This window comes from Pseudomonas sp. SWI44 (assembly GCF_002947915.1).
Lineage (GTDB): Bacteria > Pseudomonadota > Gammaproteobacteria > Pseudomonadales > Pseudomonadaceae > Aquipseudomonas > Aquipseudomonas taiwanensis.
In genome coordinates this window covers 4273275-4293926 of record NZ_CP026674.1, presented here as the reverse complement: position 1 = coordinate 4293926, position 20652 = coordinate 4273275, and the positions used below count along the sequence as shown (strand labels likewise).

At 61.8% G+C, this 20652-nt stretch carries 19 protein-coding genes; 14 read left to right on the top strand and 5 right to left on the bottom strand.

The window, feature by feature from the left end; translation table 11 throughout:
• Positions 1–85: 85 nt before the first annotated feature.
• Together aqpZ and C4Q26_RS20255 are read right to left on the bottom strand one after the other, a co-directional pair.
• Positions 86–784 (bottom strand): aquaporin Z, encoded by a 699-nt coding sequence (gene aqpZ, locus C4Q26_RS20260; RefSeq protein WP_023381443.1) that lies wholly within the window; start codon positions 782–784, stop codon positions 86–88.
• A 192-nt stretch (positions 785–976) separates the two neighbouring features.
• Positions 977–1732: a GntR family transcriptional regulator gene (locus C4Q26_RS20255; protein WP_023381444.1), complete on the bottom strand. Its 756-nt coding sequence runs from the start codon at positions 1730–1732 to the stop codon at positions 977–979.
• Positions 1733–2014: 282 nt separating this feature from the next.
• Between C4Q26_RS20255 and C4Q26_RS20250 the strand changes: the two genes are divergently transcribed.
• Positions 2015–3364 carry an NCS2 family permease gene (locus C4Q26_RS20250; protein WP_104883433.1) on the top strand — a complete coding sequence of 450 codons (1350 nt, stop codon included), beginning with the start codon at positions 2015–2017 and terminating at the stop codon, positions 3362–3364.
• Positions 3365–3905: 541 nt separating this feature from the next.
• Here the strand turns inward: C4Q26_RS20250 and uraH are convergent.
• Entirely contained in the window at positions 3906–4259 is a 354-nt protein-coding gene (uraH, locus tag C4Q26_RS20245) for a hydroxyisourate hydrolase (protein WP_023381446.1), read from the bottom strand.
• Between the two features lie 397 nt (positions 4260–4656).
• On the opposite strand from uraH, the gene puuE reads away from it, so the two are divergent.
• From puuE to C4Q26_RS20210, 7 genes are all read left to right on the top strand, one after another.
• Positions 4657–5583 (top strand): allantoinase PuuE, encoded by a 927-nt coding sequence (puuE, locus tag C4Q26_RS20240; RefSeq protein WP_023381447.1) that lies wholly within the window; start codon positions 4657–4659, stop codon positions 5581–5583.
• On the top strand, positions 5583–6098 hold the full coding sequence (gene uraD, locus C4Q26_RS20235) for a 2-oxo-4-hydroxy-4-carboxy-5-ureidoimidazoline decarboxylase (protein ID WP_023381448.1): 516 nt from the start codon (positions 5583–5585) through the stop codon (positions 6096–6098). The genes puuE and uraD overlap by 1 nt, the downstream gene beginning before the upstream one ends.
• A 107-nt stretch (positions 6099–6205) precedes the next feature.
• Positions 6206–6709: an ureidoglycolate lyase gene (locus C4Q26_RS20230; protein ID WP_012315446.1), complete on the top strand. Its 504-nt coding sequence runs from the start codon at positions 6206–6208 to the stop codon at positions 6707–6709.
• Positions 6710–6752: 43 nt separating this feature from the next.
• A complete protein-coding gene (locus C4Q26_RS20225) occupies positions 6753–8081 on the top strand; it encodes a urate hydroxylase PuuD (RefSeq protein ID WP_027907559.1) in 1329 nt (442 codons plus the stop codon).
• Between the two features lie 198 nt (positions 8082–8279).
• Positions 8280–9635: a nucleobase:cation symporter-2 family protein gene (locus tag C4Q26_RS20220; protein ID WP_104881436.1), complete on the top strand. Its 1356-nt coding sequence runs from the start codon at positions 8280–8282 to the stop codon at positions 9633–9635.
• 135 nt (positions 9636–9770) lie between these two features.
• Positions 9771–10556, top strand: coding sequence for an outer membrane protein OmpK (locus C4Q26_RS20215; protein ID WP_104881435.1), 786 nt, complete (start codon positions 9771–9773; stop codon positions 10554–10556).
• Between the two features lie 355 nt (positions 10557–10911).
• A complete protein-coding gene (locus C4Q26_RS20210; protein WP_104881434.1) occupies positions 10912–11694 on the top strand; it encodes an outer membrane protein OmpK in 783 nt (260 codons plus the stop codon).
• 96 nt (positions 11695–11790) lie between these two features.
• Here C4Q26_RS20210 and C4Q26_RS20205 read toward each other — a convergent pair whose 3' ends face one another.
• Positions 11791–12705 (bottom strand): DUF808 domain-containing protein, encoded by a 915-nt coding sequence (locus tag C4Q26_RS20205; RefSeq protein ID WP_104883432.1) that lies wholly within the window; start codon positions 12703–12705, stop codon positions 11791–11793.
• 132 nt (positions 12706–12837) lie between these two features.
• Between C4Q26_RS20205 and C4Q26_RS20200 the strand changes: the two genes are divergently transcribed.
• Entirely contained in the window at positions 12838–13449 is a 612-nt protein-coding gene (locus tag C4Q26_RS20200; protein WP_023381456.1) for a TetR/AcrR family transcriptional regulator, read from the top strand.
• A 91-nt stretch (positions 13450–13540) separates the two neighbouring features.
• Here the strand turns inward: C4Q26_RS20200 and C4Q26_RS20195 are convergent, their stop codons facing one another.
• On the bottom strand, positions 13541–13981 hold the full coding sequence (locus C4Q26_RS20195; protein WP_023381457.1) for a heme-binding protein: 441 nt from the start codon (positions 13979–13981) through the stop codon (positions 13541–13543).
• Positions 13982–14238: 257 nt separating this feature from the next.
• Between C4Q26_RS20195 and gcl the strand changes: the two genes are divergently transcribed.
• The 5 genes from gcl to pyk all read left to right on the top strand — a co-directional run bounded on the left by gcl (position 14239) and on the right by pyk (position 20635).
• A complete protein-coding gene (gene gcl / locus C4Q26_RS20190; RefSeq protein WP_023381458.1) occupies positions 14239–16014 on the top strand; it encodes a glyoxylate carboligase in 1776 nt (591 codons plus the stop codon).
• Between the two features lie 54 nt (positions 16015–16068).
• On the top strand, positions 16069–16851 hold the full coding sequence (gene hyi / locus C4Q26_RS20185; protein ID WP_104883431.1) for a hydroxypyruvate isomerase: 783 nt from the start codon (positions 16069–16071) through the stop codon (positions 16849–16851).
• Positions 16852–16902: 51 nt separating this feature from the next.
• Entirely contained in the window at positions 16903–17793 is an 891-nt protein-coding gene (locus C4Q26_RS20180; RefSeq protein WP_023381460.1) for a 2-hydroxy-3-oxopropionate reductase, read from the top strand.
• Positions 17794–17948: 155 nt separating this feature from the next.
• Positions 17949–19223 carry a glycerate kinase gene (locus tag C4Q26_RS20175; protein WP_023381461.1) on the top strand — a complete coding sequence of 425 codons (1275 nt, stop codon included), beginning with the start codon at positions 17949–17951 and terminating at the stop codon, positions 19221–19223.
• A complete protein-coding gene (pyk, locus tag C4Q26_RS20170; RefSeq protein ID WP_023381462.1) occupies positions 19220–20635 on the top strand; it encodes a pyruvate kinase in 1416 nt (471 codons plus the stop codon). Before C4Q26_RS20175 ends, pyk begins: the two co-directional genes overlap by 4 nt.
• Positions 20636–20652 lie beyond the last annotated feature (17 nt).

Sequence of the window (20652 nt, the reverse complement as noted above, 5' to 3'; positions counted from 1 at the left end):
GTCTGCGCAGGGGGACCGTCGAAAAGCGGTACATTCATATTCACAGCCCATCGGCGCCCCTGCGCCCCCAGCCTGCAAACCGGCTTTATGGCTCGCGGGCCAAGCCACGGTACAGCGCACCACCGATCGCAGCGCCAATCAACGGTGCCAGCCAGAATAGCCACAACTGCTGCAAGGCCCAGCCGCCGACGAACAATGCCGGGCCGGTACTGCGTGCGGGATTGACCGAGGTGTTGGTCACCGGGATCGAGATCAGGTGAATGAGGGTCAGGGCCAGGCCGATGGCGATAGGGGCGAAGCCTGCCGGTGCGCGTGCGTCGGTGGCGCCCATGATGACCACCAGGAACATCGCCGTCATCACCACTTCGCTGACAAAGCCGGCCGCCAGCGAATAGCCGCCGGGCGAGTGATCGGCATAACCGTTCGAAGCCAGACCAGATGCCAGTTCGAAACCGGCCTTGCCGCTGGCGATGAAGTAAATCACCGCCGCCGCCAGGATCGCGCCGATCACCTGGGCGATCACATAAGGCAGCAGTTCCTTGGCCGGAAAGCGCCCCCCCACCACAAGCCCGAACGACACGGCAGGGTTGAGGTGGCAGCCGGAGATATGGCCGATGGCGAACGCCATGGTGAGCACGGTGAGGCCGAAGGCGAAAGCGACACCAAGCACGCCAATGCCGATGGGGGAACTGGCTGCGAGTACTGCACTGCCACAGCCGCCAAGCACTAACCAGAAGGTGCCGACCAGTTCGGCGCCCATACGTGTACCCAGGGAGATGCTCATGATTCCTTTCCTCAAGTAGTTGAACGCAATGAATGCGCAAGCCCAACTGCTTGATGAAGGTTTGCCCACAAGAATTTAGCAGTCCTTGGGTTAATGGCCAGTCAAGGCCACGGGACCGCTGCGCGACACGAGGCCGCGCCCTCTCGGACGGCGCGGCGCTGGAGAAAACTCAGGAGACCGGCGCGGGAAGGATCAGCCCTTGACTGAGGCCTTGGGCTTTTTCAGGAGGTGCGAAAACACGGCATGCAAGTCGTCCGAGGCACTCTCCTCGTCCAGGTTGAGCTTGCTGTCGATGTGGTCCATGTGGTGCATCATCAGGCTCACTGCCTGCTCGGCATCGCGCGCCTCGATGGCGTCGATCAACTGCATGTGCTCGTCGTACGAGCAATGCGAACGGTTGCCGCTTTCGTACTGGGCGATGATCAGCGAGGTCTGGGACACCAGGCTGCGCTGGAAGCTCACCAGCGGGGCATTGCCAGCCGCTTCGGCCAGCTTGAGGTGGAACTCGCCGGAAAGACGGATACCCGCACCCCGGTCGCCGCGCGAGAAGCTGTCCCGCTCTTCACGCACCATCTGGCGCAGCTCATTGAGTTGCTCGGCGGTAGCGTGCTGCACGGCCAGTTCGGTGATAGCGCGCTCGACCATACGCCGCGAGAAGAACACCTGACGCGCCTCTTCCACCGTCGGACTGGCCACCACCGCGCCGCGATTGGGTCGCAGCAGCACCACACTTTCATGGGCCAGGCGCGACAACGCGCGGCGAATGATGGTACGGCTGACACCGAAGATCTCGCCCAGCGCTTCCTCGCTCAACTTGGTGCCCGGTGCCAGACGCTGCTCGAGGATCGCCTCGAAGATGTGCGCATAGACGATGTCGTCCTGGGTACCACTGCGGCCAGCCTTGCCAGCGCGTGCAGGTTTCTTCAGAGGTTGCAGCTGTTCGTTCATGGGCTCTCGAGGCACGAAGGAAAGTATGGCGCCATTGTACACAGGCTGAGCCGTTTCTGCAGGTGGCCTTTTCGCTATATAGCCATCGAGCGACAGTTTGTGCACACAAAAGATAAAACATTATTTGCATTCTTTGTACACAAAAGGATAATCCAGCGAGCAACTTCTTGACCCATAAGTCAACAAACGGTCGGACGTCTGCCTTCCCTCTTGGAGCCGCCAAGCGCTTTTGCGCAGGACGAAGGCTCCACAACAACAAGAAAGACTTGAGGAGTACTCGCTGTGGAAAGCCGCAAATCCGAAGCCCCTACGCTGGATCTCGCGCCGCCGCTCGAAACGAGCTGGCTGGAGCGGATTTTCAAACTCAAGCAACACGGCAGCACTGTCCGAACCGAGCTGATCGCCGGGGTGACCACCTTCATCACCATGGCGTACATCATTTTCGTCAACCCCAACATCATGGCCGACGCAGGTATCGACCATGGCGCGGCCTTCGTCGCCACCTGCATCGCCGCCGCCCTCGGCTGCCTGCTGATGGGCCTTTACGCCAACTGGCCGGTGGGCCTGGCACCGGGCATGGGGCTTAACGCCTTCTTTACCTACACCGTGGTCGGGACCATGGGCTACAACTGGGAAACAGCGCTCGGGGCCGTGTTCGTCTCGGGCGTGCTGTTCATGTTCCTGACCTTGTCGAAGGTTCGCGAATGGTTGCTCAACAGCATCCCAGTGAGCCTGCGACATGCCATGGGTGCCGGGGTCGGACTGTTTCTCGGACTGATCGGCCTCAAGACCGCAGGGATCATCGTCGACAGCCCGGCCACACTGATCAAGCTCGGCTCGCTGCATGAGCCTGGTCCGCTGCTGGCAGCGGTGTGCTTCCTGATGATCGCCATCCTCAGCTACAAGCGGGTGTTCGGCGCCATCCTGATCAGCATCATCGGCGTCACCGTCGCTGGCTGGGGCTTGGGTCTGGTGAAGTTCGGTGGCGTGATGTCGATGCCACCGAGCCTGGCACCCACCTGGATGGCCATGGATGTGGCGGGCGTGTTCAACGTCAGCATGATCAGCGTGGTACTGGCGTTCCCCTTCGTGCACATGTTCGACACCGCCGGCACCCTGATGGGCGTAGCCCAGCGGGCCAACCTGGTGGCAGCGGATGGGCGTATCGAAAACCTGTCGAAGGCCCTGAAGGCCGACAGTGCCTCCAGTGTGTTCGGAGCGGTGGTCGGCGTGCCACCTGTGACCAGCTACGTGGAGAGTGCCGCGGGTGTCGCGGCGGGTGGCCGTACTGGCTTGACTGCAGTGGTCGTCGGCGTCCTGTTCATCGCCGCGATGTTCTTCGCGCCACTGGCCGGGATGATCCCTGCCTATGCCACTGCTGGTGCACTGATCTATGTAGCGATGCTGATGATGGGCAGCATGGCGCACATTCACTGGGATGAAGCCACCGACAGCATTCCAGCGATCGTTACCGTGATCATGATGCCGCTGACCTTCTCGGTCGCCGATGGTATTGCCCTGGGCTTCATCAGCTATGTGGCATTGAAGGCAGGCACTGGCAAGTACAAGGAAATCTCTGCCAGCCTTTGGGTACTGTGCGCGATTTTCATTGCCAAGTTCGTGTTTCTTTAATTCGTGAATGGCTTGGCTTTAGCTTTTTAGCGATTGCAAGATCGAGCGCCGCCCGCGCGGCGCATCGCGAGCAAAGCTCGCTCCTACGTCTGTTTCAGGTCGGTCTTCCTGTTTGAGGCGCACGACCGCTGTGTTGCATGGCTCGCGATGCGCCGCGCAGGCGGCGCTCGATTTCAAGCCCACCCACATCCGCGCCCTACACCACACGCCACCCTCCTCTTTTTTCACCGTGGCCGAAGGGTATGACCCAGGTTCCGGTAGCTTGGCTTGAGCTTTCTAGCAATTGCAAGATCGAGCGCCGCCCGCGCGGCGCATCGCGAGCAAAGCTCGCTCCTACGCCTGTTTCAGGTCGGTTTTCCTGCTTGAGGCGCACGCCCGCTTTGCTGCATGGCTCGCGATGCGCCGCGCAGGCGGCGCTCGATTTCAAGCCCACCCACATCCGCACCCGACACCACACGCCACCCTCTTTTTCTGCAGACGAAAAAAAGCCCGCCAGTGTGAGAGCGGGCCAAGGACCTACGAAGATTCTTCTAGCGACCCACTAGCTTCCACGATAGGTCGAATAGCTATACGGCGAGATCAACAGCGGCACGTGGTAATGCTCCTGCTTCTCGTCGATGCCAAAGCGCAGCACAACAACATCCAGAAACGCCGGCTCCGGCAACTGCACGCCGCGAGCACGGTAATAAGCGCCCGCACTGAACTGCAACTGATAGACACCGGTACGGTAATCGTCGCCTTGCAGCAACGGTGCGTCGACCCGCCCATCGCTGTTGGTCAGCGCAGTGTTCACCAGCTCCAGCTGCTGGCCTTCTACGCGATAGAGCTCGACCTTGATCGAGCTGCCTGGGCAGCCGTGCGCGGCATCCAGTACGTGTGTGGTCAAACGTCCCATTGCTTGTCGCCTCTTGTGCAGATCGTGGGCAGAAAATACTCGGCATGGCACCAAAATGGACCTCGCCGTATGCGGGAATGCAGTCATTAAGACATTTTCACGAAAGATTGTACACAATTTTCTAAACCCTTCCTTCGCCCTCCTCCCTGCGCCCCGACAAACCGGCCACCAGTCGCAAATACAGGCCCAGCGCAGACGTCAACGTCATTAACTGACCAAGTGGGCAGGTTTCTTGCAAAGACTTAACCGGCAAGGCTCATGCGACAAATGGGAAGAAATGCGGAAAAACAGGCTTACAAAAGATTTCAGAAGTTGTATACAATCAGCCCATCCGGTGGTGCGACATCCCGACGCGGCCCGCCCACCCCCGCACAAACGCACAAGAAGGAAGACTGCAGTGAGCGCTGACTACCCTCGCGACCTGATCGGTTACGGCAACAACCCACCTCACCCGCAATGGCCGGGCAACGCCCGTATCGCGCTGTCTTTCGTGCTCAACTACGAAGAAGGCGGCGAGCGCAACATCCTGCACGGTGACAAAGAGTCCGAAGCCTTCCTCTCCGAAATGGTTGCCGCCCAGCCACTGCAGGGTGTGCGCAACATGAGCATGGAGTCGCTGTACGAGTATGGTAGCCGCGCCGGTGTCTGGCGCCTGCTCAAGCTGTTCAAGGACAGCGGCGTACCCCTGACCATCTTCGCCGTGGCCATGGCCGCCCAGCGCCACCCGGACGTCATCCGCGCCATGGTCGAGGCCGGCCACGAGATCTGCAGCCACGGTTACCGCTGGATCGACTACCAGTACATGGACGAGGCCCAGGAGCGCGAGCACATGCTCGAAGCCATCCGCATCCTCACCGAGCTGACCGGCGAGCGCCCGCTGGGCTGGTACACCGGCCGCACCGGCCCAAACACCCGTCGCCTGGTGATGGAGGAAGGTGGCTTCCTCTACGACAGCGACACCTATGACGACGACCTGCCCTACTGGGAGCCAAACAACCCCACCGGCAAACCGCACTTGGTGATCCCCTACACCCTGGACACCAACGACATGCGCTTCACCCAGGTGCAGGGCTTCAACTGCGGCGAGCAGTTCTTCCAGTACCTCAAGGATGCCTTCGACGTGCTGTATGCCGAAGGCGCCGAAGCGCCGAAGATGCTCTCCATCGGCCTGCACTGCCGCCTGGTCGGTCGCCCGGCGCGCCTGGCTGCGCTCAAGCGCTTCGTCGACTACGCCAAGAGCCATGAGCAGGTCTGGTTCGCCCGTCGCGTGGATATCGCCCGCCACTGGCACGCCACCCACCCGTACAAGAAAGAGAACGCCTGATGACTGCCTTCAAGACCCTCAAGCCCTCCACCCTGGACCGTGACGCCTTCGTCGAGGCCTTCGCCGACATCTACGAGCACTCGCCGTGGGTTGCCGAAAAGGCCTACGACCTCGGCCAGCTGGGTGAGCTGGACGAGATCGAAGCCCTGCACCAGCGCATGAGCGATATCCTGCTCAGCGCAAGCCACGCAGAGCAACTGGCCCTGATCAACGCTCACCCGGACCTGGCCGGCAAGGCCGCCATCCAGGGCGAGCTGACCGAATCGAGCACCAACGAGCAAGCCGGTGCCGGCATTCACCAGTGCACCGCCGAGGAGTTCGCCCGGTTCACCGAACTGAACGATGCCTACAAAGCCAAGTTCCAGTTCCCGTTCATCATGGCGGTTAAAGGCAGCAACCGGCACCAGATCCTGGCCTCGTTCGAAAAACGCATTCACAACGATGCCGAAGCAGAGTTCAAGGAAGCCCTGGCACAGATCAACCTGATTGCCCTGTTCCGCCTGCTGCAGCTTTAAGGACCGAGCGCAGCCGTGGCCCGAGTGCGTGACGCGTCCGTACCCAGGGCCTGGCCTGCAAGCCGGTCCACCTATTCAAGAACAACGAACATAGAAGAGATAACCGCATGCGCACCCTGATGATCGAGCCCCTGACCAAAGAAGCCTTCGCCCCCTTCGGTGACGTGATCGAAACCGACGGCAGCGACCACTTCATGATCAACAACGGCTCGACCATGCGCTTTCACAAGCTCGCCACGGTCGAGACCGCAGAGCCTGAAGACAAAGCGATCATCAGCATCTTCCGCGCCGACGCGCTGGACATGCCGCTGACCGTGCGCATGCTGGAACGCCATCCGCTGGGCAGCCAGGCTTTCATCCCGCTGCTCGGCAACCCCTTTCTGATCGTGGTCGCGCCCGTTGGCGATGCACCTGTATCAGGCTTGGTCCGAGCCTTCCGCAGTAATGGCAGGCAGGGCGTTAATTACCATCGCGGCGTCTGGCACCACCCGGTGCTGACGATCGAAAAGCGGGATGACTTCCTGGTGGTTGATCGCAGTGGTTCCGGCAACAACTGCGACGAGCATTACTTCACCGAGGAACAGATGCTGATCCTCAATCCCCACCAATAAGAAAAGGTCGGTCATCGTTCGGTGACCGGCAGAGGTACATACTGTGGAAGCACACCTTCACGAATGGCTGAACCTGAGCATTCGCTGGGTTCACATGATCACCGGTATCGCCTGGATCGGTGCATCGTTCTACTTCGTCTGGCTTGAAAACAACCTGAACCGGAGCAATCCGCGCGAGGGGCTGTCGGGTGACCTATGGGCCATCCACGGCGGTGGTATCTACCACCTTGAGAAGTACAAGCTGGCACCGCCGAAAATGCCCGAGAACCTGCACTGGTTCAAATGGGAAGCCTACTTCACCTGGATGTCCGGTATCGCCTTGCTGTGCGTGGTGTTCTACTGGAACCCAGCCCTGTACCTGCTGGCCCCTGGCAGCACCCTGAGCGGTGCCGAGGGCGTGGCCATCGGTATCGGTTCGCTGATCGCCAGCTGGTTCATCTACGACTTCCTGTGCGACTCGCCCCTGGGTAAAAAGCCTGCGCTGCTCGGTGCCGTGCTGTTCGTGCTGATCATCGCCGCCTGCTTCGGCTTCAGCCAGGTATTCAGCGGCCGTGGGGCATACCTGCATACCGGCGCGATCATCGGCACCATCATGGTCGGCAACGTGTTCCGGATCATCATGCCGGCCCAGCGTCAGCTGGTGGCCGCGATCGAAAACAACACCACCCCTGACCCGGTTCTGCCGGCCAAGGGCCTGCTGCGTTCGCGCCACAACAACTACTTCACCCTGCCGGTGCTGTTCATCATGATCAGCAACCACTTCCCGAGCACCTATGGCAGCCAATACAACTGGCTGATCCTGGCTGGGATCGCAGTGGCCGCGGTACTGATCCGTCACTATTTCAACACCCGCCATGACAGCAATAAGTACGCCTGGACCCTGCCTGTCGGTGCCCTGGCAATGATCTGCCTGGCCTACGTCACCGGTCCCAAGCCGATGGCTGTAGCGCCTGAGCAAGCCGCGGCGAAGATCGAGTACCAGCCTCTGCCGGAAACCGCTGTCGGCGGGAAAACCGCAGCCGAGAAGCGTGCCGAGGAGGCCGCCAAGGCCGCCGAAGCGCCTGCGGCGGCTGCGCAAGCCCCGGCCCAGGCCACCGCCCAGGCCGTGACCGATGGATTCGAAAAGATCCATACCGTCATCCAGGAACGCTGCACCGTGTGCCACTCGTCCAAGCCGACCAGCCCACTGTTCAGCGCCGCCCCTGCCGGCGTGATGTTCGACACCCCACAGCAGATCCAGGCCCAAGCCGCGCGCATCCAGGCGCAAGCGGTCGCCAGCCAGATCATGCCACTGGGCAACATCACCCAGATGACCGTGGAAGAGCGCAAGCTCGTCGGTGACTGGATCGCCAAGGGCGCGCCGGTCAACTGATCCAACGGGCACACCCCACGCCTCCTGGGGAGCGGGCTCGCCCGCGAAGAGGCCGGTGAACCCGGCCTCGGTTTCAAGGCAATACGCAAGCATCGAGCGCTCGGGCCTCATGCGGGAACCCCAGGTCTTCTTCTGAAGACCTGCCGCCTGCAGCCCGGCGCTTGGATCCGAGAATAAAAACAAAACTCGAGGTGCTGCATGTCCGAGTCACGCAAGGCGTACATTCCCGTTGCGCCGCCGCGACAGCCTCTGCCCCTGTTCCAATTGATTCTGGTAGGCCTGCAACACGTTCTGCTGATGTATGGAGGCGCGATTGCCGTGCCTTTGATCATCGGCCAGGCTGCCGGGCTGTCTCGCGAAGAAGTCGCCTTCCTGATCAACGCCGACCTGCTGGTTGCCGGCGTCGCCACGATCATCCAGTCGTTCGGGATCGGCCCAGTGGGCATCCGCATGCCGGTGATGATGGGCGCAAGCTTCGCAGCCGTCGGCAGCATGGTGGCCATGGCCGGCATGCCCGGCGTCGGCCTGCAAGGGATCTTCGGGGCGACCATCGCCGCCGGGTTCTTCGGCATGCTGATCGCGCCGTTCATGTCCAAGGTCGTGCGCTTCTTCCCGCCCTTGGTCACCGGTACGGTGATCACTTCCATCGGCCTCTCGCTGTTCCCGGTCGCGGTCAACTGGGCCGGCGGTGGGCACGAAGCGCAAACCTTCGGCTCGCCGATCTACCTGCTGGTGGCCGGCCTGGTGCTGGCAGTGATCTTGCTGATCAACCGCTTCATGCGCGGGTTCTGGGTGAACGTTTCCGTGCTGGTGGGCATGGGCCTGGGCTACATCCTGGCCGGCTCGATCGGTATGGTCGACCTGTCCGGCCTGTCCGAAGCTCCGTGGTTGCAAGTCGTTACCCCGCTGCACTTCGGCATGCCGACCTTCAGCCTGGCGCCGATCCTGTCCATGTGCCTGGTGGTGGTGATCATCTTCGTCGAGTCCACCGGCATGTTCCTGGCCCTGGGCAAGGTCACCGACCGCGAAGTCACCCCCGGCATGCTGCGTCGCGGCCTGTTGTGCGATGCCGGCGCGTCGTTCGTGGCAGGCTTCTTCAACACCTTCACCCATTCATCCTTCGCCCAGAACATCGGCCTGGTGCAGATGACTGGCGTACGCTGCCGCTACGTCACCGTGGTGGCAGGCGCGCTGCTGATTCTGCTGAGCCTGCTGCCCAAGGCGGCCTTCCTGATCGCTTCGATCCCGCCCGCGGTGCTGGGCGGCGCGTCCATTGCCATGTTCGGCATGGTCACCGCCACCGGGATCAAGATTCTCCAGGAAGCGGACATCGGCGACCGTCGCAACCAGTTGCTGGTTGCGGTCAGCGTCGGCTTCGGTCTGATCCCCGTGGTCCGCCCGGAGTTCTTCGCGCAGATGCCCCATTGGATGGAACCGATCACCCACAGCGGGATTGCCATGGCAACGGTCAGTGCGCTCGTGCTGAACCTACTGTTCAACATCCTCGGGGGTGCTGATCGGGCGGTGCACAACGACGCCTGTCACCAGCATTGAACCAGGGGGCGGCATGCTGCCGCCCCTTTTTCAAGCAAGCAACGACCTCCACCGTCGGCCCGCCGGAATGGGCCGCCCGGGGCGCTTGTGCGCCGAAAAAACGCTAACAAAAACAATAAGTCCGGGAATCACAACATGAAACGCATCACCTCGTCCCTGCTGCTGGGCAGCAGCCTGTTGGCTACCCTTCCGACGCACGCAGGCGAATGGCTGCAGTGGCATGGCGAAAGCCTGACCTACTTGTACGGCAAGGACTTCAAGGTCAACCCAGACATCCAGCAGACGATCACGTTCGAGCACGCCAACAAATGGAAGTACGGCGATACGTTTCTTTTCGTCGACAAGATTTTCTACAACGGCAAGGCCGACCCCAGCAAAGGCGTGACCACCTACTACGGTGAGTTCAGCCCGCGCCTGTCGTTAGGCAAGATCACTGGCCAGAGCTTCGCGTTCGGCCCGATCAAGGACGTGTTGCTGGCCATGACCTACGAGCGTGGCGAAGGCGACAACGAAGCCTACCTGATCGGTCCGGGCTTCGACCTGAACGTTCCCGGCTTCAACTACTTCACCCTCAATTTCTACCTGCGCAACACCGAAGGCAGCCGCCCAGGTGACAATGTCTGGCAGATCACACCGACGTTCTCCTACACCATCCCCGCCGGCAAATCCGACATTCTGATCGACGGCTACATGGACTGGGTGGTGGACAACGACCAGACCCGACGCGGCACCTACCATTCCAACCTGCAGTTCAACCCGCAGGTCAAGTATGACCTGGGCAAGGCCATGAACCTCGGCGCCAAGCAGCTCTATGTAGGCTTCGAGTACAGCTATTGGAAGGACAAGTACGGCATTGACAGCCAAGGCAATGTGCAGAGCAACCAGAGCGTGTTCAGCGCACTGGTGAAAGTGCATTTCTAAGAAGCTGACCAAACGCCCAAGTTTGTATCACTGTGCTCCAGGACGGAGCACTTGAGACAAGGCGCGCAAGTGAGTAATCTGCGCGCCCCCTCGATCAAGGCAGGATGGATTCTGCCTGCGTTTACTGACCGCTCAGTCAATGAATTCGGGCGGTTGGCCAACGTGTTGCCAGCCTGAAATACCCTTTTCATCCGTTCAGAAAGACGTCGAGCAGGATGGTTGCGTCCAACCCGGAAAAGTTGGCGCAGCTCTTGCCAAACAACTGTGGCTAATCGAAAAAAACTGACTCAAAAGACAAAAAAAAGCGCCAACACCACGCGCTGACAACAATCCAATCAAGGGAGCGACACTCGCAATGCGTACCATCAACAGCCTGATTCTCGCGGGCGGCCTAATGGCCTGCGGCACCTCCTTCGCCGGTGACCTGCTGCAGTGGCAGAACAACAGCCTCACCTATCTGTGGGGCAAGAACTTCAAGGTCAACCCAGAGATCCAGCAAACCGTCACCTTCGAGCACGCGGACGCGTGGAAGTACGGCGACAACTTCATCTTCGTCGACAAGATCTTCTACCAGGGCAAGACGGACGCCAACAATGGCCCGAACACCTACTACGGCGAGATCAGCCCTCGCCTGTCGTTCGGCAAGATCTTCGACCAGAAGCTGGAGTTCGGCCCGGTCAAGGACGTGCTGCTGGCCATGACCTATGAGTTCGGCGAAGGGGACAGCGAGTCGTACCTGATCGGCCCAGGCTTCGACCTGGATATTCCAGGCTTCGACTACTTCCAGTTGAACTTCTACCAGCGCACCACCGACGGCAGCCGCGCCGGTGACAATGTCTGGCAGATCACCCCGGTTTGGTCGTACACCATTCCCGTGGGCTCGTCCGACATCCTGATCGACGGCTTCATGGACTGGGTAGTCGACAATGATGAGAATCGCCGCGGCGAGTATCACGCCAACCTGCACTTCAACCCGCAGGTGAAATACGATCTGGGCAAGGCCCTGCACCTGGGCGAGAAGCAGTTGTACGTCGGCTTCGAGTACGACTACTGGAAGAACAAGTACGGGATCAAGGATTCCGATGCGTTCACCACCGACCAGAACACTGCAAGCTTCCTGGTCAAGGTTCACTTCTGATCATCGGGGCCGCATTGCGGCCCATCGCCGGCAAGCGAGCTCCCACTGTCATTGGACATAACCCTTAGGAGCCAGCTTGCCGGCGATCCATGCCACTCAGCGCGAAGGCCGGACAGCGCGCCACAGCTTCCCAGCCACCGCGACCGCTGCCAATACCACGCCCCCCGCCACCACGCCGGCCACACCATTGAGCAACGCGCCGGTCAGCGCCCCACCGCGCCCTTCACTGAACGCTTCGATGGCGTGATGCAACGGCGCGATGCCGTGTACCAGGATCCCGCCGCCGACCAGGAACATTGCCGCGGTGCCGATCACCGACAGGCTTTTCATCATGTAAGGCGCCGCGCGCAGGATGCCATTGCCGATAGCCTGGGCCATGCGCGACGTTTTCTGAGTCATCCACAGCCCCAGGTCATCGAGCTTGACGATACCGCCCACCAGCCCGTACACGCCGATGGTCATGACGATGGCAATGCCCGACAGCACGATGATCTGCTGGGTCAGCGGCGCATCGGCGACGGTACCCAAGGTGATGGCGATGATTTCGGCCGACAGAATGAAATCGGTGCGCACCGCGCCCTTGATCTTCTCCTTCTCGTACGCCACCAAGTCGACGTTGGTATCGGCCACCGCCTCCTTGAGCGCATCGTGCCCGGCGGCGTCCTCCTCCTTGCTGTGCAGGAACTTGTGCGCCAGCTTCTCGAAACCCTCGAAGCACAAGTAGGCGCCGCCGACCATCAACAGCGGCGTAACCGCCCATGGAATGAACGCACTGATCAGCAGCGCCGCAGGGACCAGGATCAGCTTGTTGACCAACGACCCCTTGGCCACCGCCCACACCACAGGGATCTCTCGCTCGGCACGTACGCCAGTGACCTGTTGGGCATTGAGCGCCAGGTCGTCACCCAGCACGCCCGCAGTCTTCTTCGCCGCGACCTTGGTCATGACCGAGACGTCATCGAGCACCGTGGCGATGTCGTCGATCAGCACCAGTAGACTGCTTCCTGCCATGATTGCCGGTTCCGAATAAGTTGAATGGGCCAGATTCTAGCCGAAAGTCGCTGCCTTGAGCGCCCATTGGGGCCGGTGCTACCATGCCCGATCCCTCTTAGAGGTGGCCAGACACGAGGAAGAGCCCCGACAATGAGCACCATTCGCGAGCGCAACAAGGAACTGATCCTGCGCGCGGCCAGCGAGGAATTCGCCGACAAGGGCTTCGCCGCCACCAAGACCAGCGATATCGCGGCCAAGGCCGGCCTGCCCAAGCCGAACGTGTATTACTACTTCAAGTCCAAGGACAACCTCTACCGCGAGGTCCTGGAAAGCATCATCGCCCCGATCATGCAGGCGTCGACGCCGTTCAATGCCGATGGCGACCCCAGAGAAGTGCTGAGTTCCTACATTCGCTCGAAGATCCGCATCTCCCGCGACCTGCCGCACGCTTCGAAAGTGTTCGCCAGCGAGATCATGCATGGCGCACCGCACCTGTCGCCGAGTCAGGTAGAGCAATTGAACGAGCAGGCACGCCACAACATCGAGTGCATCCAGCGCTGGATCGACCGTGGGCAGATCGCCCATGTGGATGCGCACCACCTGATGTTCAGCATCTGGGCCGCGACCCAGACCTATGCCGACTTCGACTGGCAGATCTCGGCGGTGACCGGCAAGGCCAAGCTGGCCGACAGCGATTATGACGCGGCGGCGGAGACTATCATCCGGATGGTACTCAAAGGCTGTGAGCCTGAGGTGGCCTGAACCACCTGGCGCCATTCGCGGACAAGCCCGCTCCTACAGTCTCTGTGGGAGCAGGCTTGTCCGCGAATAGGTCAGAGCCGGCAATCGAGATTCAGGCAGCTACCCCGGCATCCGCCTTCAACCCGATCTCTTCGATCGCACTGATCGCGCACTGCTCGTCGATATCCGACGTATCTCCACTGATCCCTACCGCCCCCAGCACTTTCCCGTCCTGATCACGAATCAGCACGCCACCTGGAGCCGGCACCACCGGCCGCTCACCCAACCCATTCAATGCCGCGAAAAACGCTGGGCGCTGCTGCGCATCCAACGCCAGCAAACGCGAGCCCTTGCCCAGCGCAATCGCGCCCCATGCCTTGCCCATGGCTACCTCCGGGCGAATCAGGCTCGCCCCATCTTCGCGCTGCAACGCCAGCAGGTGCCCGCCGGCGTCCAGCACCGCCACCGTCAGCGGCGCGGAATTGATCTTGCGGCCCGCAGCCAGCGCGGCGTTCACCAGGCTGACAGCGGCTTTGAGGTTCAAAGCGTTCATGGAAAGGTCCTCTTCTTGTTGTGAGAAGCCCTGAGGGCAGTTGAAAACCGATGGGACAAATAGAACACAACCGCTAATATTTTTGTATACAATAATTTGATACGATCGTATGCGATCACGCAAACAGCCGTTTTCACGGGCGCTCGAACGAAAGCGAACTGCCCCGATGAAAATCCATTGACCTGAGCCGCCAGGCGTGAATACACTCTGGCACAAAGCAAGTTGTATACAATTACAAAATCAATGAGGCACAAACCATGAGCAAAATGAGAGCAATCGATGCAGCCGTTCTGGTCATGCGCCGTGAAGGTGTAGATACCGCGTTCGGCATCCCGGGGGCAGCCATCAACCCGCTGTACTCGGCCCTGAAGAAAGTCGGTGGCATCGATCACGTCCTCGCTCGTCACGTCGAAGGCGCCTCCCACATGGCCGAGGGCTACACCCGCGCCAATCCGGGCAACATCGGCGTGTGCATCGGTACGTCCGGCCCTGCCGGCACCGACATGGTCACCGGCCTGTACAGCGCCTCGGCCGACTCCATCCCGATCCTCTGCATCACCGGCCAGGCGCCGCGTGCCCGCTTGCATAAGGAAGACTTCCAGGCCGTCGACATCACCAACATCGTCAAGCCGGTCACCAAGTGGGCCACCACCGTTCTGGAACCCGGCCAGGTGCCTTACGCCTTCCAGAAGGCCTTCTATGAAATGCGCACCGGCCGCCCAGGCCCAGTGCTGATCGACCTGCCGTTCGACGTGCAGATGGCCGAAATCGAATTCGACATCGACGCCTACGAGCCGCTGCCAGTCCACAAGCCGTCCGCTACCCGCGTACAGGCTGAAAAGGCCCTGGCCCTGCTCAACGACGCCGAGCGCCCGCTGCTGGTGGCCGGTGGCGGCATCATCAACGCCGATGCCAGCGACAAGCTGGTCGAGTTCGCCGAGCTGACCGGCGTGCCGGTGATCCCGACCCTGATGGGCTGGGGCACCATCCCGGACGACCACGCACAGATGGTCGGCATGGTCGGCCTGCAGACCTCGCACCGCTACGGCAACGCCACCCTGCTCAAATCCGATCTGGTGTTCGGTATCGGTAACCGTTGGGCCAACCGCCACACCGGTTCCGTCGACGTCTACACCGAAGGCCGCAAGTTCATCCACGTCGACATCGAGCCAACCCAGATCGGCCGCGTGTTCACCCCGGACCTGGGGATCGTTTCCGATGCCGGCAAGGCGCTGGACGTGTTCCTGGAAGTTGCCCGCGAGTGGAAAGCCGCTGGCAAGCTCAAATGCCGCAAAGCCTGGCTGGAAGACTGCCAGGAGCGCAAGGCCACCCTGCAGCGCAAGACCCACTTCGACAACGTGCCGGTCAAGCCGCAGCGCGTCTACGAAGAAATGAACCAGGTCTTCGGCAAAGACACCTGCTACGTCAGCACCATCGGCCTGTCGCAGATCGCTGGCGCGCAGTTCCTGCACGTCTACAAGCCACGCCACTGGATCAACTGCGGCCAGGCCGGCCCGCTGGGCTGGACCATCCCTGCCGCCCTCGGTGTGGTCAAGGCCGATCCAAAGCGCAAAGTGGTTGCGCTGTCGGGTGACTACGACTTCCAGTTCATGATCGAAGAACTGGCCGTGGGCGCGCAGTTCAACCTGCCATACGTCCACGTGCTGGTGAACAACGCCTACCTGGGTCTGATCCGCCAGGCTCAGCGTGGCTTCGACATGGATTACTGTGTACAACTGGCGTTCGAGAACATCAACGCCACCGACGCCGCCACCTACGGTGTCGATCACGTCGCCGTGGTCGAAGGCCTGGGCTGCAAGGCCATTCGCGTGTTCGAGCCGGGCGAGATCGCCCCTGCCCTACTCAAGGCGCAGAAGATGGCCGAAGAGTTCCGCGTGCCGGTGGTGGTCGAAGTGATTCTCGAGCGTGTGACCAACATTTCCATGGGCACCGAGATCAACGCGGTCAACGAGTTCGAAGACCTCGCCCTGGTCGGCAACGACGCACCGACCGCCATCTCGCTGCTGGACTGATCGCCTGACGCCCCCAGGCTTGAACTGGGGGCCTTCATCGCAAGGAGACCACTCATGCCTCGCTTCGCTGCCAACCTGTCCATGCTGTTCACCGAACAGGACTTCCTGGCCCGCTTCAAGGCTGCCGCCGACGCTGGCTTCAGCGGCGTCGAATACCTCTTCCCGTACGACTTCAGCGCTGCCGAAATCAAGCAGCAGCTCGATGCCCACGGCCTGACCCAGGTGCTGTTCAACCTCCCAGCGGGCGACTGGTCGAAGGGCGAGCGCGGTATCACCTGCCACCCTGATCGGGTCGAAGAATTCCGTGCAGGTGTCGACAAGGCCATCGAGTACGCCAAGGTGCTGGGCAACACCCAGGTCAACGCCTTGGCCGGCATTCGCCCGCAAGGTCCGGACTGCGCCACTGTGCGCAAGACCTTCGTCGAGAACCTGCGCTACGCCGCCGACAAGCTCAAGGCCGCCGGTATTCGCCTGGTCATGGAAATGATCAACACCCGCGACATTCCAGGCTTCTACCTGAACAACACCCAGCAAGCCCTGGAAATCCAGGCCGAGGTGGGTAGCGACAACCTGTTCCTGCAATACGACATCTACCACATGCAGATCATGGAAGGTGACCTGGCTCGCACCCTGGAAGCCAACCTGAAATTGATCAACCACATCCAGCTGGCCGACAACCCGGGCCGCAACGAACCCGGTACCGGCGAGATCAACTACCGCTTCCTGTTCGAGCACCTGGACCGCATCGGCTACCAGGGCTGGGTGGGCGCGGAGTACAAGCCGCTGACCACCACCGAAGCTGGCCTGGGCTGGCTGAAAACGCACAACGCGATCTGAATCCTTTGCTCCCACCGGGAATGCGAACAAATATAAAAGAGGTAATTTCTCATGGCTAAAATCGGTTTCCTCGGCACCGGCATCATGGGCAAACCCATGGCCCAGAACCTGCAAAAAGCAGGTCACAGCATCTTCGTTTCCACCCACCACGACGCCGCCCCTGCCGACCTGATCGCCGCTGGCGCAGTGGCCCTGGCCAACCCGAAGGAAGTGGCCCAGGAAGCCGAGTTCATCATCGTCATGGTGCCGGACACCCCACAGGTCGAAAGCGTGCTGTTCGATGAGAACGGCGTTGTCGAGGGCGTAGGTCCAAACAAGGTAGTGATCGACATGAGCTCGATCTCGCCCACCGCGACCAAAGTCTTCGCCGAGAAGATCAAGGCCACCGGCGCTGCCTACCTGGACGCGCCGGTATCCGGCGGTGAAGTCGGCGCCAAGGCCGCGACCCTGAGCATCATGGTCGGTGGCTGCCCGAAAGCCTTCGAGCGCGCCCTGCCGCTGTTCGAAGCCATGGGCAAGAACATCACCCGCGTCGGCGGTAACGGCGACGGCCAGACCGCCAAGGTCGCCAACCAGATCATCGTCGCCCTGAACATCCAGGCCGTTGCCGAAGCCCTGCTGTTCGCTGCCAAGAACGGCGCGGACCCTGCCAAGGTCCGTGAAGCTCTGATGGGCGGCTTCGCTTCGTCGAAGATCCTTGAAGTGCACGCCGAGCGCATGATCAAAGGCACCTTCGACCCAGGCTTCCGCATCAACCTGCACCAGAAGGACCTGAACCTGGCCCTGCAAGGCGCCAAGGAACTGGGCATCAACCTGCCCAACACCTCCAATGCCCAGCAAGTATTCAGCACCTGCGTGGCGCTGGGCGGCGGCAACTGGGACCACTCCGCGCTGATCAAGGGCCTGGAGCACATGGCCAACTTCTCGATCCGCGACCTCTAGGAGCGAGCGTAGCTCGCGATGAAGCACACGCTGCCTGACCTGCGACCACAGGCCAGGCAGTGACCCGAGCAACACCCGCCCCTGGTTCGGCCTGCACGGAGGCAGTTCCAGGGGCGTTTTCGATTCTGCAGAACAAAAACAATTGGGAGCCTGCCATGTCGGTCGATCCGCAAAAACTTCTCCGCGAGCTGTTCGACACAGCCATCGCCGCCGCCCACCCGCGCCAAGTCCTCGAACCCTACTTGCCCACCGACCGTAGCGGTCGGGTCATCGTCATCGGCGCCGGCAAGGCCGCAGCCGCCATGGCCGAAGTGGTCGAAAAGAGCTGGCAGGGCGAAGTCTCCGGGCTGGTCGTGACTCGCTACGGCCACGGCGCCAACTGCCAGAAGATCGAGGTGGTCGAAGCCGCCCACCCGGTCCCCGATGCCGCCGGCCTCGCCGTGGCCAAGCGCGTGCTCGATCTGGTCAGCGACCTGACCGAAGACGACCGCGTCATCTTCCTGCTATCCGGCGGCGGCTCCGCCCTGTTGGCCTTGCCGGCCGAGGGACTGACCCTGGCCGACAAGCAACAGATCAACAAGGCACTGCTCAAGTCCGGCGCTACCATCGGTGAGATGAATTGCGTGCGCAAGCATCTGTCGGCGATCAAGGGCGGTCGCTTGGCCAAGGCCTGCTGGCCGGCCACCGTGTACACCTATGCCATCTCGGACGTGCCGGGCGACCTGGCCACGGTCATCGCTTCCGGCCCCACCGTGGCGGACCCGAGCACTTCGGCCGATGCCTTGGCCATCCTCAAGCGCTACAACATCGAAGCCCCCAAGGCCGTCATCGACTGGCTCAACAACCCGGCCTCGGAAACGGTCAAGGCCGATGACCCGGCCCTGGCACGCAGCCACTTCCAACTGATCGCCAGACCCCAGCAGTCACTGGAGGCCGCAGCGGTCAAAGCTCGCCAGGCAGGCTTCAGCCCGCTGATCCTCGGCGACCTGGAAGGCGAATCGCGCGAAGTGGCCAAGGTGCATGCCGGTATCGCCCGACAGATCGTCCAGCATGGCCAACCGCTCAAGGCGCCCTGCGTGATTCTCTCCGGCGGCGAGACCACCGTGACCGTACGCGGTAACGGCCGTGGCGGGCGCAATGCCGAATTCCTGCTGAGCCTCACCGAAAGCCTCAAAGGCCTGCCGGGCGTGTACGCCCTGGCCGGCGACACCGACGGCATCGATGGCTCGGAAGAAAACGCCGGCGCCATCATGACCCCGAGCAGCTACGCCCGCGCCGAGGCGCTGGGCCTGTCGGCCAGTGACGAGCTGGACAACAACAACGGCTATGGCTACTTCGCCGCGCTGGATGCGCTGATCGTCACCGAGCCGACCCGCACCAACGTCAACGACTTCCGCGCCATCCTGATTCTCGAGACTGCCCAATCATGACGCCTGATAAAAAAGTTAAGATCCTCGCCACCCTCGGCCCTGCGATCAAAGGCATCGACGACATCCGCCAGCTGGTCGAAGCCGGGGTGAACATCTTTCGACTCAACTTCAGCCACGGCGAGCATGCCGACCACGCCCTGCGCTATCAGTGGATTCGTGAGGTCGAGCAGCAGCTGAACTATCCGCTGGGCATCCTTATGGACCTGCAAGGGCCTAAGCTTCGTGTCGGCCGCTTTGCCGAAGGCAAGGTCCAACTGCAACGCGGCCAGGCGCTGCGCCTGGACCTGGACAAGGCCCCGGGCGACAGCCGTCGGGTCAACCTGCCGCACCCAGAGATCATCGCAGCCCTTGAACCGGGCATGGACCTGCTGCTGGACGATGGCAAGCTGCGCCTACGCGTGACCGCCAAGCACAGCGATGCCATCGACACCGAAGTCCTGGCCGGTGGCGAGCTGTCCGACCGCAAGGGTGTCAACGTGCCGCAAGCGGTGCTCGACCTCTCGCCACTCACCGAAAAGGATCGCCGCGACCTGGCCTTCGGCCTGGAGCTGGGTGTGGACTGGGTGGCCCTGTCGTTCGTGCAGCGCCCTGAGGACATCGTCGAAGCGCGCCAGCTGATCGGCGATCGCGCCTACCTGATGGCCAAGATCGAAAAGCCATCGGCAGTCGAACAGCTGCAAGCCATCGCAGAGCTTGCGGATGCGATCATGGTGGCCCGTGGCGACCTGGGTGTGGAAGTGCCGGCCGAAAGCGTGCCGCAGATCCAGAAGCGCATCATCGGCACCTGCCGCCAGCTGGGCAAACCGGTGGTGGTGGCCACGCAGATGCTCGAATCCATGCGCTTCTCGCCCGCGCCGACCCGTGCCGAAGTCACCGACGTGGCCAACGCCGTGGCGGAAGGTGCCGATGCGGTGATGCTGTCGGCCGAGACCGCCTCGGGGGACTACCCGCTGGAAGCCGTGCAGATGATGAGCAAAATCATCCGCCAGGTGGAGAACGGCCCGGACTACCAGGCCCAGCTCGACGTTGGCCGGCCGAAGGCCGAGGCCACCGTGTCGGACGCCATCAGCTGCGCCATCCGCCGTATCAGCGGCATCCTGCCGGTAGCGGTGCTGGTCAACTACAGCGAGTCGGGCGCCTCGACCCTGCGCGCGGCACGCGAGCGGCCACGGGCACCGATCCTCAACCTGACACCGAACCTGAACACCGCGCGGCGCCTGAGCGTAGCCTGGGGCGTACACTCGGTGGTCAACGACCGCCTGCGCCAAGTGGATGAGATCTGCTCGACCGCACTGGAGATTGCCCAGGCGCAAGGCATGGCCAGCCGTGGCGACACGTTGCTGATCACTGCCGGCGTGCCTTTCGGCAAGCCTGGGTCGACTAACACGCTGCGGATCGAGACCTTGATCTGACAGCCCATCGCCGGCAC

Coding starts and splice junctions, on each gene's coding strand:
- aqpZ (WP_023381443.1), bottom strand. CDS start 784: ATGAGCATCTCCCTGGGTACACGTATGGGCGCCGAACTGGTCGGCACC.
- C4Q26_RS20255 (WP_023381444.1), bottom strand. CDS start 1,732: ATGAACGAACAGCTGCAACCTCTGAAGAAACCTGCACGCGCTGGCAAG.
- uraH (WP_023381446.1), bottom strand. CDS start 4,259: ATGGGACGTTTGACCACACACGTACTGGATGCCGCGCACGGCTGCCCA.
- uraD (WP_023381448.1), top strand. CDS start 5,583: ATGACTGCCTTCAAGACCCTCAAGCCCTCCACCCTGGACCGTGACGCC.
- C4Q26_RS20230 (WP_012315446.1), top strand. CDS start 6,206: ATGCGCACCCTGATGATCGAGCCCCTGACCAAAGAAGCCTTCGCCCCC.
- C4Q26_RS20220 (WP_104881436.1), top strand. CDS start 8,280: ATGTCCGAGTCACGCAAGGCGTACATTCCCGTTGCGCCGCCGCGACAG.
- C4Q26_RS20215 (WP_104881435.1), top strand. CDS start 9,771: ATGAAACGCATCACCTCGTCCCTGCTGCTGGGCAGCAGCCTGTTGGCT.
- C4Q26_RS20210 (WP_104881434.1), top strand. CDS start 10,912: ATGCGTACCATCAACAGCCTGATTCTCGCGGGCGGCCTAATGGCCTGC.
- C4Q26_RS20205 (WP_104883432.1), bottom strand. CDS start 12,705: ATGGCAGGAAGCAGTCTACTGGTGCTGATCGACGACATCGCCACGGTG.
- C4Q26_RS20200 (WP_023381456.1), top strand. CDS start 12,838: ATGAGCACCATTCGCGAGCGCAACAAGGAACTGATCCTGCGCGCGGCC.
- C4Q26_RS20195 (WP_023381457.1), bottom strand. CDS start 13,981: ATGAACGCTTTGAACCTCAAAGCCGCTGTCAGCCTGGTGAACGCCGCG.
- gcl (WP_023381458.1), top strand. CDS start 14,239: ATGAGCAAAATGAGAGCAATCGATGCAGCCGTTCTGGTCATGCGCCGT.
- hyi (WP_104883431.1), top strand. CDS start 16,069: ATGCCTCGCTTCGCTGCCAACCTGTCCATGCTGTTCACCGAACAGGAC.
- C4Q26_RS20180 (WP_023381460.1), top strand. CDS start 16,903: ATGGCTAAAATCGGTTTCCTCGGCACCGGCATCATGGGCAAACCCATG.
- C4Q26_RS20175 (WP_023381461.1), top strand. CDS start 17,949: ATGTCGGTCGATCCGCAAAAACTTCTCCGCGAGCTGTTCGACACAGCC.
- pyk (WP_023381462.1), top strand. CDS start 19,220: ATGACGCCTGATAAAAAAGTTAAGATCCTCGCCACCCTCGGCCCTGCG.